Origin of the sequence: Kosakonia sacchari SP1, from assembly GCF_000300455.3 — a bacterium.
GTDB lineage: Bacteria > Pseudomonadota > Gammaproteobacteria > Enterobacterales > Enterobacteriaceae > Kosakonia > Kosakonia sacchari.
Window position 1 is genome coordinate 2889583 of record NZ_CP007215.2, and the last position, 15648, is coordinate 2905230.

The following is a 15648-nucleotide window of genomic DNA, read 5'->3' on the forward strand; positions in this document are numbered from 1 at the left end:
GACGGTCTTTCTCCTTTGCTTTTTCAGAACATTGAAACTTCGCCGTTATAAAAAACACATTGATTGCGCCAGAAGAGGCATACCCACGGTCTGAAAAGGAAATCGCTGTCTGCTCCGTGAAATGTAAATCCGCAACCAAAACCTGCTACTGACCACCCCCATGAACGTGGTTTTCAGTGGGCAATAAAAAAGGGAGCCATCAGGCTCCCTCAGTCTCCCCAGACTATGGCTTAGTTGTTACGGATGTACTCATCCATTTCGGTTTTCAGGTTATCGGATTTAGTACCGAAAATTGCCTGCACACCGGAACCAGCAACAACCACACCCGCAGCACCCAGTTTCTTCAGGCCAGCCTGATCCACTTTCGCTACGTCAGCCACGCTGACACGCAGACGCGTGATGCACGCATCCAGGTTGGTGATGTTCTCTTTCCCGCCGAACGCCGTAACCAGAGCCGGCGCCATTTCGCTGGTAACACCAGCTTTGCTCTCTTCAGTGGTGTCTTCACGACCCGGGGTTTTCAGATCCAGCGCTTTGATCAGCACGCGGAAGATGGTGTAGTAAACCACCGCGTAGCACGCACCGATAACCGGGAACAACCACAGTTTGCTGCTGTTACCACTCAGCACGATGAAGTCAATCAGACCGTGAGAGAACGAGGTACCGTCACGCATACCCAGCAGGATACAGATCGGGAATGCCAGACCAGCCAGAATCGCGTGGATAACATACAGGATCGGCGCAACGAACATGAAGGAGAACTCGATCGGCTCGGTGATACCGGTCAGGAACGAGGTCAGCGCTGCGGAGATCATGATACCGCCCACTTTCGCGCGGTTTTCCGGTTTTGCAGAGTGCCAGATAGCGATAGCAGCAGCCGGCAGACCGTACATTTTGAACAGGAAGCCGCCAGACAGTTTACCCGCAGTCGGGTCACCCGCCATATAACGCGGGATATCGCCGTGGAACACCTGACCTGCCGCGTTGGTGAACTCGCCAATCTGCATCTGGAAAGGTACGTTCCAGATATGGTGCAGACCAAACGGCACCAGGCAACGTTCAATGAAACCGTAGATACCGAACGCCACAACCGGGTTCTGGTAAGCGGCCCACTGGGAGAAGGTCTGGATCGCAGTACCGATCGGCGGCCAAATGAAGGAGAGGATCACGCCGGTGAAAATCGCGGCCAGACCGGAGATGATCGGCACGAAACGTTTACCAGCGAAGAAGCCCAGATACTCAGGCAGCTTGATGCGATAGAAGCGGTTAAACATATACGCAGCAATCGCGCCGGAGATAATACCGCCGAGCACACCGGTATCAGCCAGGTGTTTTGCGGCAATTTCTTCAGCAGGTAAATGCAGAACCAGCGGCGCAACCACAGCCATGGTTTTCACCATGATGCCGTAGGCAACAACGGAGGCCAGCGCCGAAACGCCGTCGTTATTGGTGAAGCCAAGCGCAACACCGATAGCGAAGATCAACGGCATGTTAGCAAAAACGGAACCGCCCGCTTCGGCCATAACGTGGGAAACCACTTCTGGCAGCCAGCTGAAGTTTGCAGAACCGACGCCCAGCAGGATACCTGCGATAGGCAGTACGGATACTGGCAGCATCAGCGATTTACCGACCTTCTGCAGGTTAGCAAATGCATTCTTAAACATAATTGAGAGTGCTCCTGAGTATTAGTGCTTTTTTCTACGCTTTCACGCATTGGCGAGGGGGGAGAACCGCGCCGTGGGAAGGGCATCTAAGCGCCCTTTATTTATTACACAGAGTAAAATAAATCAGTAAAAGTTTGTTTGACGGCTATCACGTTTCAGCTAGCGCCGGTCACGAAACTCACACTGATTTACAAAAGGTGTCGGCTTTCGTATGAAAAACGACCGCCACCGCCTTTTTTATGGCGGTGAACTTTACTCCGATCGTTTATTAATTACGAGTACTAAAATAAGCTGACAGATCAGGCAGATTGCAGGCGGGATGGGTCAACATGGAACAAACGGGCAAAGTTCTGTGTCGTCTGTTGCGCAAGCTCTTCGACAGAAACGCCTTTCAGCACCGCCATATATTCCGCCACATCGCGCGTCATCGCTGGCTGGTTCTCTTTGCCGCGATGCGGCACCGGAGCGAGATAAGGCGAATCGGTTTCGACCAGTAAGCGATCGAGTGGAATGTAACGAGCGGCATCACGCAACTGCTCAGCGTTGCGGAAAGTGACGATACCAGAGAACGAGATGTAAAACCCCATATCCAGCAGCTTACCCGCCGTTTCGCGATCTTCAGTAAAGCAGTGCAACACACCGCCGCAATCCGTCACGCGCTCTTCCTGCAAAATCGCAAGCGTGTCTTCTCGCGCATCGCGCGTATGGACTATCACTGGCTTGTTCAGTTCACGGCCAATGCGGATATGGTTACGGAAGGATTCCTGCTGGCGTGGCTTCGTTTCCGGCGTATAAAAATAGTCCAGTCCGGTTTCGCCCATTGCCACAACGCCCTCTTCCGCTGCCAGTTGGCGCAGCATTTCGACGTCATACTCTTCATCCTGGTTCAATGGATGCACACCGCAGGAAAAGACCACATTCGGGCGCTCCCCCACCAGCTCACGCATTGCGCGATAACCCGGTAATGTCGTGGCCACCGCCAGACAAAACTTCACATCGCGCGCGGCAGCTTTCGCCAGCACGTCATCAACGTCTTTGTGCAAAGAGTGGTAATCAAGGCCATCGAGGTGGCAGTGCGAATCAACTAAAAACATAATCTTCTCTTACAGATGGGAGACAGGAAGCGTTACGCCTGTTTGCTGGTAACGTTCCAGCGTTAACAATAAATCAGTCAGCAGCAACTCGCGGTTAACCCCAACCACACTAAGCAACTGTTCACGACAGGTAAAAATAGCATGCAGTAGCGCGTGTAGCGTTGGCGCTTGCACCTGGCGCGCCAGCTTTTCTACCAGCGCTAAGGCATCAACATTGCTGAGCAACGTCGCGCCTTGCTGCATTTTTAATGCATCAAGCAGCAACGCAGAGAGCCACTGTAAACGCTCAGCCACTTTATCGTGGTTGAGCGTCGGAAGCATCGCCAGCCAGTCACCGTTATTCAGCGCTGCCTCTGCCGCCTGGCAAAGCGTCTGCCGTTGCGCCCAGGCATCGTCCTGAAGCAGCGCTTCTGCCGCACCAGGCGAACCGGCGCACAAACGTAGTGCGGTCAGAATCGACTCATGCGAGGCGGTAACTTCCCGTGCAAGCCAGCTGCAGGCATAGTTTTCTGCGGGAGGCGCAAGGTGGTGCAAGCGGCAGCGGCTGCGCAAGGTCGCTAATAATCTCGCCGGTTCGCGGCAGCCGAGGAAGAACCAGGTGTGCGCGGGGGGCTCTTCCAGCGTCTTCAGCAACGCGTTGGCGGCAGCGTCGGTCAATAACGCAGCATCCTGGATCCACACCACTTTCGCGCCGCCCAGCCGCGCATGTTCGTAAAGCTTTTCACTCACTTCACGCACCGCATCAATGCCCAGCGCGGATTTTCCTTTTTCCGGTGCCAGTGCATAGTAATCAGGGTGCGTTCCAGCCTGCATAAGCTGGCAGCCGCGGCAGTGACCGCAGCTTTTATGGCCTTCAGGTGTCTGACATAACAGGAAACGGCTGATGGCGTAAATCAACGCATCTTCACCCATCCCCGGCAGGGCGTGGATCAGCAACGCGTGGTGCCCACGACCGCTCTGATAACTGGCAACCAGTTGCTCAAAATCGGGACGCAGCCACGGATACCATTTCATGCGCCCTGCTCCTGCACCCAGACTGTTACCGTCTGGCGGATGTCGGCAATCACTTTATCCAGCGGTTGAGTCGCATCAACGGTGCGAATGCGTCCATCTTGCGCAGCCAGTTCAAGGTAGCGCGCGCGGGTACGATTAAAGAAATCCAGCGACTCTTGTTCAATGCGATCCAACTCGCCACGCGCACGTGCACGTTTCAGGCCGATTTCCGGCGTGACATCCAGATAGAGCGTCAAATCCGGGCGAAAATCTCCCAGTACGGCATCGCGCAGCGTGGCAAGCATGGTCTGATCAATGCCTCGTCCGCCACCCTGGTACGCCTGCGTTGAGAGGTCATGGCGATCGCCGATCACCCAGCAACCACGCGCCAGTGCGGGTTTAATGACGGTTTCTACCAGTTGAACCCGGGCTGCGTAAAACATCAGAACTTCGGCTTTATCGGTAATGACTTCATCACCAACGGAACGGATATCCAGCACCAGGCTACGCAATTTTTCTGCCAGCAGCGTACCGCCTGGTTCACGCGTAAACACCATTTCACCGACGCCAAGCTCTTTCAGCGTCTCAACGATGACATCGCGCGCCGTGGTTTTCCCTGCGCCTTCAAGCCCTTCGATAACGATGTATTTACTGCCCATTTTTTTCCTTAAGTACTTTTAGGTAGTCCTGCACTGCCCGGTTATGGCTGGCGAGATTGGTATTAAATGTATGTCCGCCTTTACCATCCGCGACGAAATAGAGATACGGCGTCTTCGCCGGATGCGCCGCCGCTTTCAGCGAGGCCTCACCGGGTGTGGCAATGGGGCCCGGCGGTAAGCCGCTAATCACATAGGTGTTATAGTCGGTCGGCGTTTCCAGATCGGCGCGCGACAGCTTACCATTATAACGCGCGCCCATCCCGTAGATAACCGTCGGATCGGTCTGCAGGCGCATCCCAATGCGCAAGCGGTTGATAAAGACGGATGCCACCTGATCGCGTTCGCTGGCGACAGCCGTCTCTTTTTCGACAATCGACGCCATGGTTACCAACTGATTCTGATCTTTATACGGTAGCCCTTCCATGCGCCCTTCCCAGGCTTGCTCCACCGCACGCGACATTTTCTGATGCGCGCGCTTGAGCAACGCAATGTCGGTCGTATTAGCGGTGTACATCCAGGTATCGGGCCAGAACCAACCTTCAACCCATTGCGGGTGTTCCAGTTTCAGCGCCTCGGCCACCGTGGCGTAATCATCATCTTTCAGTGTGTGCTTAATATATGGTGCGTCGCGCAGTTGCTTGAGGTAATCACTCAGGCGCATGCCTTCAACCAGACGCAGCGGAAACTGTGCTTCTTTCCCGCTCTCCAGTAACTGCAGCATCTCGCGCACGGTCATCTTCGGTGTAAAACGATAGGTGCCAGCTTTGAAATGTGAAAGATCAGGCTCCAGTCGCAGCAGCCACTGGAACACGCGCGGGCGATTAATTACCTTTTCGCGATACAGCAATTCACCCAACGCCACCCGACCAGTTCCGGCGGGCAGCGTGAAAATGGTTTCATCTTTAATCAGGATCTGGCTGTCCGCTAACTGGCGAACCTTCCAGACACCGGCTCCCGCTGCGATAACCAGCAAAGCCAACAGGAGGAGAACTACGCGTAACATTTTCTTCATGACGGATTTATGCGCTCACACAAGGGGGCTAAAAAGTGGTATAAATCGCGCGCTGACCAGTGCTTTTCTGCCCACTGACGGACGGGAACAACTGGCATCAACGCGTTACAAATAACGACTTCGTCGGCCAGCATCAACACATCATGCCGCGCATTGACTTCGACAACCTCAAAAGGGGAAGTTTTCAACTGGCGCAAACAATATTGACGCATAATGCCATTAACACCGGCCTGATCAACGCGCGGCGTGAAGACCTTCTTACCCTGCCGCCAGAAGATATTGGCGGCGCAGCATTCAATCAGCCAGCCTTCGCTGTCCAGTACCAGCGCTTCATCGGCAGAGGTCTGCTCAAGCCCGGTACGAATCAATACCTGCTCCAGGCGGTTAAGGTGTTTTATCCCGGCGAGCATCGGATTGCGCCCGAGGCAAATATCACTCAGCGCCAGTGTTACCCCGTCCTGCCGCCAGCGAGCGTAATGCGCAGGGCTTGCTGATACCGACACTATCCGCGTCGGCGCTTCACAGCCAGCTGCGCTATAGCCTCGTCCGCCACTGCCACGGCTGATAATAACTTTCACCACACCCTCTTCTTTTTCTCTCGCGAGGTGGGTCATTTCCCGCGCCAGTACGTCCCAGTCTAGATAAGGGATCTGGAGCCGTTTACAGGCAAGACGCAGACGCTGGAGATGCGCATCAGGAAACTGGATTTGCCCGTCAAGGATGCGCGCGGTGGTAAAACAGCCATCGCCAAATTGCGTCGCCCGATCATTGGCGGCAAGCCATTGCTGCTCTTTACCATTAATCAAGAACATAGGGGGCTCCTTATGCGTCTGGCCGGACAGTTTGGCAGGATGAAAAGCGCAGGACAAGGGGATAAACCTGAATAGAAAAGGCCCGACAAGCGGGCCTTTAGTACACAGATAAATGATCAGACTTTCTTGAAGATCAATGAGCCGTTGGTGCCACCAAAACCGAAGGAGTTACACAGGGTGTACTCCATACCGCTCACCTGGCGTGCAACATGCGGCACAAAATCCAGATCGCAACCTTCATCCGGGTTATCCAGGTTGATGGTCGGCGGAACAGCCTGATCGCGCAGGGCGAGGATCGAGTAGATAGATTCTACTGCGCCTGCCGCCCCCAATAGATGGCCGGTCATCGATTTGGTCGAGCTGACCATTACTGTGCGAGCCGCGTCGCCAAATACCGATTTCACAGCCTGCGCTTCAGCCATATCGCCCGCCGGCGTGGACGTACCGTGCGCATTAACATAGCCAATCTGGGCTGGAGTGATGCCGGCATCACGCAGGGCATTAACCATCGCCTTCGCGGCACCCGCACCGTTTTCCGGCGGAGACGTCATATGGTAAGCATCGCTGCTCATACCAAAGCCGACGATTTCAGCATAAATTTTCGCGCCGCGCTTTTTCGCATGCTCATACTCTTCCAGCATGATGATGCCAGCGCCATCGCCGAGAACAAAGCCGTCACGCTCTTTGTCCCACGGACGGCTTGCCGCCTGCGGATTGTCGTTGCGGGTAGACAGCGCGCGCGCTGCGCCAAAACCACCCACGCCTAACGGCGTACTGGCTTTTTCCGCGCCGCCTGCCAGCATTGCGTCGGCGTCGCCGTAAGCGATGATACGCGCCGCATGGCCGATGTTATGCACACCAGAGGTACACGCTGTCGCGATGGAAATACTCGGACCTTGCAGACCGAACATGATAGTCAGATGACCTGCCACCATGTTGACAATTGTTGAAGGTACGAAGAACGGGCTGATTTTACGCGGCCCACCCTTGACGAGGGAGCTGTGGTTTTCTTCGATCAGGCCGAGGCCGCCGATACCAGAACCAATCGCTGCGCCAATACGGGATGCGTTCTCTTCTGTGACTTCAAGGCCGGAATCCTGCATGGCCTGAACGCCAGCCACAATTCCATATTGAATGAAGTCGTCCATCTTGCGCTGTTCTTTGCGCGAGATGATGTCTTCACAGTTAAAATCCTTTACTAAGCCAGCAAATTTGGTTGCATAGGCGCTAGTATCGAAATGGTCGATCAGGCTGATGCCACTCTGACCGGCAAGGAGAGCTTTCCAGGTAGACTCTACGGTATTGCCGACAGGAGACAACATGCCAAGTCCGGTCACAACTACACGACGCTTAGACACGTTTGTCCTCCAGGGAGGGATAAAAAAAGAGATTCGTGGGATAACTACAGATAAAACTCAGGCGGTCGAGTGACCGCCTGGAGATGTTCACTTACGCCTGGTGACCGTTGATGTAATCAATGGCAGCCTGAACGGTGGTGATCTTCTCAGCTTCTTCGTCCGGAATCTCAGTATCAAACTCTTCTTCCAGAGCCATTACCAGCTCAACGGTGTCAAGAGAATCAGCGCCCAGGTCTTCAACGAAGGAAGCATTGTTGGTAACTTCTTCCTGCTTAACGCCCAGCTGTTCGCCGATAATTTTCTTAACGCGTTCTTCGATAGTGCTCATACTCTTAAATTTCCTATCAAAACTCGCTTTCGCGATGGTTTTCGTAGTGTATAAAATGTTGAAAAATTTGCAACTAAATCCCGGCAGTTCTTACCACGATTTTACGCTATTTTGAGGCCTTTCGCCCTAATAACGCAAATAATTTTCATCGTGGTTAAACCATATACATTCCGCCATTGACGTGCAGGGTTTCACCAGTGATGTAACCTGCCTCGTCAGAGGCTAAAAATGCAACCGCACTGGCGATTTCCTGAGCACCGCCAAGGCGACCCGCAGGAACCTGCGCCAGAATACCCGCACGCTGATCATCAGACAGCGCACGCGTCATGTCCGTTTCAATAAAACCCGGAGCAACAACGTTTACAGTAATACCGCGGGACGCAACTTCACGCGCCAGCGATTTACTGAAACCGATAAGACCCGCTTTCGCCGCAGCGTAGTTGGCCTGACCAGCATTTCCCATGGTACCAACCACAGAACCGATAGTGATAATACGCCCATGACGCTTTTTCATCATAGCGCGCATTACCGCTTTTGACAGACGGAAAACAGATGAAAGATTGGTGTCGAGAATGTCGTTCCACTCATCCTCTTTCATGCGCATCAGCAGATTGTCACGGGTGATTCCGGCATTATTTACCAGAATATCAACCTCGCCAAATTCTGCGCGAATGTTTTCCAGAACAGATTCGATTGATGCAGCATCGGTCACATTCAGCAGCAGACCTTTGCCGTTCGCACCTAAATAGTCGCTGATCGCCTGCGCGCCGCTCTCGCTGGTCGCCGTACCGATTACCTTCGCGCCACGGGCAACGAGGGTCTCAGCAATAGCGCGACCAATACCGCGGCTTGCACCGGTTACCAGTGCGATTTTTCCTTCAAAACTCATGGTCTTCCTCTTTTATTGCGCAAGTGCCTCTGACACGGCAGCTGGCTCGTTGAGCGCAGATGCAGTCAGGGTGTCAACAATACGTTTAGTCAGGCCGATGAGGACCTTACCCGGGCCAACTTCATACAGATGTTCAATGCCCTGCGATGCCATAAATTCAACGCTCTTCGTCCATTGCACGGGGCTGTACAGCTGGCGCACCAGCGCATCGCGAATCGCTTCTGGCGTCGTTTCGCACTGCACATCCACGTTATTTACAACCGGGATCTGCGGCGCGTTAAAATCGATGTTATTTAATTCAGCGGCCAGTTTTTCTGCGGCAGGCTTCATCAAAGCACAGTGCGACGGTACGCTCACCGGCAACGGCAGCGCACGTTTGGCACCTGCAGCCTTGCAAGCAGCACCTGCGCGCTCAACAGCTTCTTTATGACCGGCAATGACCACCTGGCCTGGCGAATTATAGTTCACCGGAGAGACAACTTGCCCTTGTGCAGATTCTTCACATGCTTTGGCAATAGAAGCATCATCCAGGCCGATAATAGCAGACATCGCGCCAGTACCCGCCGGCACGGCTTCCTGCATGAATTTTCCACGCAGTTCAACCAAACGAACCGCATCCGCAAACGCGATAACCCCCGCACACACTAATGCGGAGTATTCGCCCAGGCTATGCCCCGCCATCAGCGCAGGCGCTTTACCACCCTGCTGCTGCCATACTCGCCAAAGCGCGACAGAAGCGGCCAGCAGCGCCGGTTGTGTCTGCCAGGTTTTGTTCAGTTCTTCCGCCGGGCCTTGTTGCACCAGAGACCAGAGATCATAACCCAGAACAGCTGATGCCTCAGCGAATGTCTCTTCAATCACCGGATAAGCTGCAGCCATATCAGCTAACATACCGACGGTTTGGGAGCCTTGTCCCGGGAACACAAAAGCAAATTGCGTCATTTTTTTATCCTTATACTCAGAAACGAACCAGCGCCGAGCCCCAGGTGAACCCGCCACCAAACGCTTCCAGCAGGACAAGTTGTCCCGGTTTAATGCGTCCGTCGCGTACCGCTTCATCAAGCGCGCTGGGAACGGAAGCTGCTGAGGTGTTGCCATGGCGATCCAGCGTAACGACGACGCTATCCATCGACATACCGAGCTTCTTCGCTGTGGCGCTGATAATGCGCAAGTTAGCCTGATGTGGCACCAGCCAGTCCAGCTCGCTGCGCTCAAGATTATTGGCCGTCAATGTTTCATCAACAATACGCGCCAGCTCTGTCACCGCAACTTTGAATACTTCGTTACCCGCCATCGTCAGATAGATCGGGTTTTCCGGATGCACACGATCAAGATTAGGCAGCGTCAGCAGTTCACCGTAACTCCCGTCTGCGTGCATATGTGTGGAGATGATGCCTGGCTCTTCGGAAGCGCCCAGAACAACAGCGCCGGCGCCATCGCCAAACAGAATAATCGTACCGCGGTCGTCTGGATCTAATGTGCGTGCTAGTACATCAGAACCAATGACCAACGCATGTTTCACCGCACCGGATTTAACATACTGATCGGCGATGCTCAGCGCATAGGTGAAGCCCGCACAGGCAGCAGCAACGTCAAACGCTGGGCAGCCTTTGATTTCCAGCATGTTCTGGATTTGGCAAGCGGCGCTAGGGAAGGCATGCGTTGCAGAAGTGGTAGCAACAATGATCAAGCCAATCTGATCGTTATCGATGCCCGCCATCTCAAGCGCACGCTTAGCGGCTTCATAGCCCATGGTCGAAACTGTTTCGTTTGCAGCGGCAATGCGGCGCTCACGGATCCCTGTACGGCTGACAATCCACTCGTCAGAGGTTTCCACCATTTTTTCTAAATCGGCGTTTGTCCGAACCTGCTCAGGCAGATAACTGCCGGTACCAATAATCTTCGTATACATGTACGCTCAGTCACTCTTGGGTAATATACACACGCTCTGATTTTCGCCATCCGTTGCAGACGAAGACGAGTGTGCATACACAGATTCCAGGCGAGCGGTGATCCGTTGTGGAATCTGCCGCTGCACCGCCTGCACTGCCTGCTCAATTGCTACGCAAAATGCGCGCTGATTCGCCGCACCATGACTCTTAATCACAGTGCCGCGCAATCCTAACAGACAGGCGCCATTATACTGGTCGGGGTTGAGGTGACTGAATCGCCTTGTCAGGCTTTTTTGTAACCAACGCTTTAATAAAATCAGCCACCACGACCTTTTTTTTCCTTCACCCTGCGATTTCAGCAGCGAAAGAAACATTCTGACAACACCTTCCATGGTTTTTAATGTGACGTTTCCGGTAAAACCGTCACACACCAGCACATCCGTTTTGCCGGTCAATAATTCGTTCGCTTCAAGATAACCAATGTAGTTCATTGAGGACATGGAGCGTAATAATGCCGCAGCATCACGAATGCTATCGTGCCCTTTGGTTTCTTCTTCACCAATATTCAGTAGCGCCACTCTTGGGTTGGCAATACCGAGGATCTCTTCAGCCATCACCGCGCCCATCACGGCAAATTGCGCCAGCATCGTGCTGTCACAATCGACGTTTGCCCCGAGATCCAGCACAACGGTCTTGCCTTTCTGTTGATGAGGCAACACGGTCACCAGCGCCGGGCGCTCAATCCCGTCAATCGGTTTGAGCAGCATTTTCGCCAGGCCCATCAGTGCACCGGTGTTTCCCGCACTGACACAGGCCTGGGCGCGACCTTCTTTGACCAACTCCAGCGCCATGCGCATAGAGGTACCACGGCTATTACGAATAGCCTGCGCGGCGCGCGCATCACTGGCAATAACTGACTGGGCAGGAACAATAAGCAAGCGCGAGCGTTGCTCGAAATCAGCTTTGGCAAGTAATGGCGTGATAGCGTCGGGATCGCCGACTAAAAGAAGGTTGAGTTGAGAATTAGAGTTCAGTGCCTGCAAAGCTGCAGGCACTGTCACGGATGGGCCAAAATCTCCCCCCATGACATCTAACGCCAGGGTTAGACGTGTCAAGGTATCGTCGCAGCCTGGTTCGGTCTATCCCCGCTTACGCGGGGAAATCCTCACTAAGCTTCATCACGCTTGCGCGTGATTACTTAGTGATAACCTTGCGACCGCGGTAGAAACCGTCGGCGGTAATGTGGTGACGCAGGTGGGTTTCACCAGAAGTTTTGTCTACAGACAGGCTGGTGACTGCGGTCAGCGCGTCATGGGAACGACGCATGCCACGTTTGGAACGGGTTGGTTTATTCTGTTGTACGGCCATGGACCTTACTCCTTAATTACTTACGCTTTAAGCTGGCTAATACGGCAAATGGATTTGGTTTCTGCGCTTCATCAGGCAGTTCCCCAAAGACCATGTCCGCCTCGGACACTTCACAGTGTTCAGAATCATGCACCGGAACTACTGGCAGGGAGAGAATGATTTCATCCTCGACCAGCGCCAGCAGATCGATTTCACCGAATTCGTTAACCTCAATCGGCTCATACGCTTCCGGCAGTGCTTCAGCCTGTTCGTCTGAACGGACAGGACTAAAACAATACGTGGTGTAGACCTGATGGGTGAACGGTTTCCCGCAACGCTGGCACTCGAGCGATACCGTGACTTTCGCATCACCGGTTAAAACGGCAAGACGTTGGTTATCGATAGCGAACGACATGGAGCATTCCACATCACTGTCTACGCTGACTACAGATTCAGCGACACGCTCCGCCTGGTCGGGAGTATAGATACCCTCGTAATCAAGGCGTTTTTGAGCCGTGCGAACCGGATCAAGAGTCAGGGGTAATTTTACCTTTTGCATAGGGCGCGCATATTAACTTTGTAACGTCATATAGTCAAAGAAAAAGGCAGCCTGCGGTTGCCTTTTGCCAATAATTCGCACACATTGCGGCCTACAGTTTAAAATGCCTGTCATTGTTAAGCCATATTTGGTGAAAAAAATATGTCGCAAATTATTCTCGCTTCCACTTCTCCCTACCGCCGCGCCCTGCTCGACAAGCTCGGTTTACCGTTCGAATGCGCCGCGCCGCAGACAGACGAAACAGCGCATGCAGGCGAAGCGCCTCGCCATTTAGTGCTCAGACTGGCGCAGGAAAAGGCGCAATCACTGGCGCAAAAATACCCTCAACATTTGATTATTGGTTCCGATCAGGTGTGCGTGCTTGACGGTGAAATTACCGGGAAACCGCATATGGAAGAGAATGCCCGCCAGCAATTAATGAAGGCCAGCGGCAATATTGTGACTTTTTATACTGGTCTGGCGCTGTTTAATTCCGCAACCGGTCATTTGCAAACGGAATGTGAGCCTTTCGACGTCCATTTTCGCCGCTTAAGTGAACAGGAAATCGACGACTATGTGCGCAAAGAACGCCCGCTTAACTGTGCCGGTAGTTTCAAAAGCGAAGGGCTGGGTATTGCGCTGTTTGAACGTCTTGAAGGACGCGACCCTAATACATTGGTAGGTCTGCCGCTGATCGCGTTGTGCCAGATGCTGCGGCGTGAACATTGTAACCCATTGTTAAGCTAATGCTTTCGCGATCACAGTTTCTTTTTTAGTCAAACGCTACATTCATCACCAATATTAAAACGACGTTTTAATTTAAGGAGAGGTGATGAAGATTTTACGTACGTTGCCGCTGATGTTTGCACTGCTGACGTCCGGCAATGTGTATGCGCAAGATGAGTGGCAAACAACGGGCGTTGTTGAAGGCAATCTTCCGGCAAGCTGGCAAACGCTAAAAGCGCAGCTGCACTATCCCGATTCGTGGTTATCAGGCCACTTCAAAGATTTCCACCAGTGGCAAGCACACAGCCGCCAGCTATTTCGCAGCGCCCTGCTCACCCCGGATGCCACTAAACCCTTTTCCCCTCACTCGATAGCCAAAGAAGATCGCGGTAGCTACACCGCTGAAAAATTATCGCTGAATATTACGGATGATAACCGCATTTCCGCCCTGTTATTGATGCCGAAAACACCCGGCCCGCATCCTGCTATCGTTCTGTTGCATGATCATGGTTCGAAATTTGATATCGGCAAAGAGAAGCTGATCCGCCCATGGGGTAACGCGGAACAACTCGCCAGTGCACAAGCGTGGGCTGACAAATTCTTCAGCGGAAAATTCATTGGCGATGAACTGGCGAGCCGGGGTTATGCGGTCATCGCTATCGACAGCCCCGGATGGGGCGATCGCGGTCCGATGGTTTATGAGCAGCAACAAGCGCTGGCCAGCAACTACTTCAATCTGGGGCGCTCGCTGGCAGGCGAAGTAGCCTATGAAGATATGCGCACGGTCGATTTTATCGCCGCGCACGCCGGAGTGGACAGTAAACGCGTTGGCGTGCTGGGGTTCTCAATGGGTGGTTTTCGCGCCTGGCAACTGGCGGCGTTGAGCGAAAAAGTCGCGGCTACAGCGGTTATTTCGTGGTTTGGAACTTATAACGGCCTGATGCAACCCGGTAATAACGTGCTACGCGGCCAGTCTGCTTTCTATATGCTGCATCCAGGGATGCCCGCCCATATGGATATTCCGGATATCGCCAGCATCGCCGCGCCGAAGCCAATGCTGATTTTCAGCGGTGGCAAAGACAAGCTATTCCCGGCAGAGGCGGTAAAAGACGCTTTCGACAAAGTGCATCGGGTTTGGTCTTCGCAGCAGGCAAACGACAAACTGGTGACGAAAAGCTGGCCTGAGCTGGGACACGTCTTTTATCAGGAGCAGCAAAGTGAAGTGTTTCCGTGGCTCGACAGATGGCTGAAGCCGTAAGCAAACCACGTTTTCCCCCTCGCAGACGCAAGGGGGAAGAGATTACTTCGCGTTGCGTAATACTTGCAGACAACGTTTGAGTGCCTCATCAAGCGGCGCTTCTATCCGTAAAGTCTCGCCCGTATGTGGATGCGTGAACTTAAGTGCCGCTGCATGCAGGAACAGTCGTGACAATCCGGTCGACGCCAGCTGTTTATCAAATTCGCGGTCGCCATAGCGATCATCAAAAGCAATCGGGTGGCCGGCATGCTGAGTATGTACGCGGATCTGATGCGTACGTCCGGTCACCGGGCTACAACGCACCAGGGTCGCGAATTCATAGCGCTCTTCAACTTTAAAACGCGTTTCTGAAGGCTTGCCTTCGCTGTTCACCCGCACTATCCGCTCGCCGCTCTGCAGAATATTTTTCAGCAAGGGTGCCTGCACCACTTTGACATGCGACTGCCACTGGCCGCGAACCAGCGCCAGATAATCCTTCTGCATATCTTTACCGCGCAACTGCTCATGCAGCGAACGCAGCGCGGAACGTTTTTTTGCCACCAGCAAAACGCCGGAGGTGTCACGATCTAAACGGTGAACCAGCTCAAGGAAACGGGCTTCCGGGCGCAACGCGCGCAGGCCTTCAATCACGCCAAAGCTCAGCCCGCTACCGCCGTGAACCGCCGTGCCAGACGGCTTATTCAGCACCAGGATATGATCGTCTTCATAGAGGATGACGTCGGTTAGCTGGGCAACTTTTTGCAAATGCGGAGAAACCGCCTCTTCTTCTTTTTCAGCCACGCGTACCGGCGGAATACGGATTTCATCCCCCGCTTCCAGTTTATATTCTGGTTTTACGCGTTTTTTATTCACCCGCACTTCACCCTTGCGCAGGATGCGGTAAATCATGCTTTTAGGTACCCCTTTGAGCTGGGTACGCAAAAAATTATCGATACGTTGCCCCGCTTCATCGGCGGTAATAGCAACAAATTTTACGGATGGTGTCTCAGTTTTCATGGGAGGCGATTCTAAATAGCCACGCTGAATAGCGCCACTCATTTTTCTATGCTTATATTTACAATTAACTCGGTAACTTCGT

General features: G+C 53.3%; 17 protein-coding genes. 2 read left to right on the forward strand and 15 right to left on the reverse strand.

Features of this window, described 5'->3' with window-relative positions:
* Window positions 1-230: 230 nt before the first annotated feature.
* The 14 genes from ptsG to yceD all read right to left on the reverse strand — a co-directional run bounded on the left by ptsG (window position 231) and on the right by yceD (window position 12607).
* Window positions 231-1664 carry a PTS glucose transporter subunit IIBC gene (gene ptsG / locus C813_RS36605; RefSeq protein ID WP_017456430.1) on the reverse strand — a complete coding sequence of 478 codons (1434 nt, stop codon included), beginning with the start codon at window positions 1662-1664 and terminating at the stop codon, window positions 231-233.
* A 299-nt stretch (window positions 1665-1963) separates the two neighbouring features.
* Window positions 1964-2758 (reverse strand): metal-dependent hydrolase, encoded by a 795-nt coding sequence (locus C813_RS36610; RefSeq protein WP_017456429.1) that lies wholly within the window; start codon window positions 2756-2758, stop codon window positions 1964-1966.
* A 9-nt stretch (window positions 2759-2767) separates the two neighbouring features.
* Window positions 2768-3772 carry a DNA polymerase III subunit delta' gene (gene holB, locus C813_RS36615; protein ID WP_017456428.1) on the reverse strand — a complete coding sequence of 335 codons (1005 nt, stop codon included), beginning with the start codon at window positions 3770-3772 and terminating at the stop codon, window positions 2768-2770.
* Window positions 3769-4410 carry a dTMP kinase gene (gene tmk, locus C813_RS36620; protein WP_017456427.1) on the reverse strand — a complete coding sequence of 214 codons (642 nt, stop codon included), beginning with the start codon at window positions 4408-4410 and terminating at the stop codon, window positions 3769-3771. The genes holB and tmk overlap by 4 nt, the downstream gene beginning before the upstream one ends.
* Window positions 4400-5422, reverse strand: a complete 1023-nt coding sequence (yceG, locus tag C813_RS36625) for a cell division protein YceG (protein ID WP_017456426.1) — start codon at window positions 5420-5422, stop codon at window positions 4400-4402. The genes tmk and yceG overlap by 11 nt, the downstream gene beginning before the upstream one ends.
* Window positions 5419-6234 carry an aminodeoxychorismate lyase gene (gene pabC, locus C813_RS36630; RefSeq protein ID WP_017456425.1) on the reverse strand — a complete coding sequence of 272 codons (816 nt, stop codon included), beginning with the start codon at window positions 6232-6234 and terminating at the stop codon, window positions 5419-5421. Before pabC ends, yceG begins: the two co-directional genes overlap by 4 nt.
* Before the next feature lie 116 nt (window positions 6235-6350).
* Window positions 6351-7592: a beta-ketoacyl-ACP synthase II gene (gene fabF, locus C813_RS36635; protein ID WP_017456424.1), complete on the reverse strand. Its 1242-nt coding sequence runs from the start codon at window positions 7590-7592 to the stop codon at window positions 6351-6353.
* A 91-nt stretch (window positions 7593-7683) separates the two neighbouring features.
* The gene (gene acpP / locus C813_RS36640; RefSeq protein ID WP_000103754.1) at window positions 7684-7920 is read right to left on the reverse strand and encodes an acyl carrier protein; all 237 of its coding nucleotides are present in this window, start codon (window positions 7918-7920) and stop codon (window positions 7684-7686) included.
* A gap of 154 nt (window positions 7921-8074) precedes the next feature.
* On the reverse strand, window positions 8075-8809 hold the full coding sequence (fabG, locus tag C813_RS36645) for a 3-oxoacyl-ACP reductase FabG (RefSeq protein ID WP_017456423.1): 735 nt from the start codon (window positions 8807-8809) through the stop codon (window positions 8075-8077).
* A gap of 12 nt (window positions 8810-8821) precedes the next feature.
* Complete coding sequence (gene fabD, locus C813_RS36650; RefSeq protein ID WP_017456422.1) at window positions 8822-9751, reverse strand: ACP S-malonyltransferase; 930 nt, start codon at window positions 9749-9751, stop codon at window positions 8822-8824.
* A 16-nt stretch (window positions 9752-9767) separates the two neighbouring features.
* Window positions 9768-10721: a beta-ketoacyl-ACP synthase III gene (locus C813_RS36655; protein ID WP_017456421.1), complete on the reverse strand. Its 954-nt coding sequence runs from the start codon at window positions 10719-10721 to the stop codon at window positions 9768-9770.
* Between the two features lie 6 nt (window positions 10722-10727).
* Window positions 10728-11816, reverse strand: a complete 1089-nt coding sequence (gene plsX / locus C813_RS36660; protein WP_017456420.1) for a phosphate acyltransferase PlsX — start codon at window positions 11814-11816, stop codon at window positions 10728-10730.
* A gap of 79 nt (window positions 11817-11895) precedes the next feature.
* A complete protein-coding gene (gene rpmF / locus C813_RS36665; protein ID WP_007374494.1) occupies window positions 11896-12069 on the reverse strand; it encodes a 50S ribosomal protein L32 in 174 nt (57 codons plus the stop codon).
* Window positions 12070-12085: 16 nt separating this feature from the next.
* Window positions 12086-12607 carry a 23S rRNA accumulation protein YceD gene (gene yceD, locus C813_RS36670; protein WP_017456419.1) on the reverse strand — a complete coding sequence of 174 codons (522 nt, stop codon included), beginning with the start codon at window positions 12605-12607 and terminating at the stop codon, window positions 12086-12088.
* Between the two features lie 141 nt (window positions 12608-12748).
* Here yceD and C813_RS36675 point away from each other — a divergent pair, with 141 nt between their 5' ends.
* Both C813_RS36675 and C813_RS36680 read left to right on the forward strand, forming a co-directional pair.
* The gene (locus C813_RS36675; RefSeq protein WP_017456418.1) at window positions 12749-13333 is read left to right on the forward strand and encodes a Maf family protein; all 585 of its coding nucleotides are present in this window, start codon (window positions 12749-12751) and stop codon (window positions 13331-13333) included.
* Between the two features lie 85 nt (window positions 13334-13418).
* A complete protein-coding gene (locus tag C813_RS36680; RefSeq protein ID WP_017456417.1) occupies window positions 13419-14570 on the forward strand; it encodes a dienelactone hydrolase family protein in 1152 nt (383 codons plus the stop codon).
* Between the two features lie 42 nt (window positions 14571-14612).
* Here C813_RS36680 and rluC read toward each other — a convergent pair whose 3' ends face one another.
* Window positions 14613-15566 (reverse strand): 23S rRNA pseudouridine(955/2504/2580) synthase RluC, encoded by a 954-nt coding sequence (gene rluC / locus C813_RS36685; protein ID WP_017456416.1) that lies wholly within the window; start codon window positions 15564-15566, stop codon window positions 14613-14615.
* Between the last annotated feature and the right edge of the window lie 82 nt (window positions 15567-15648).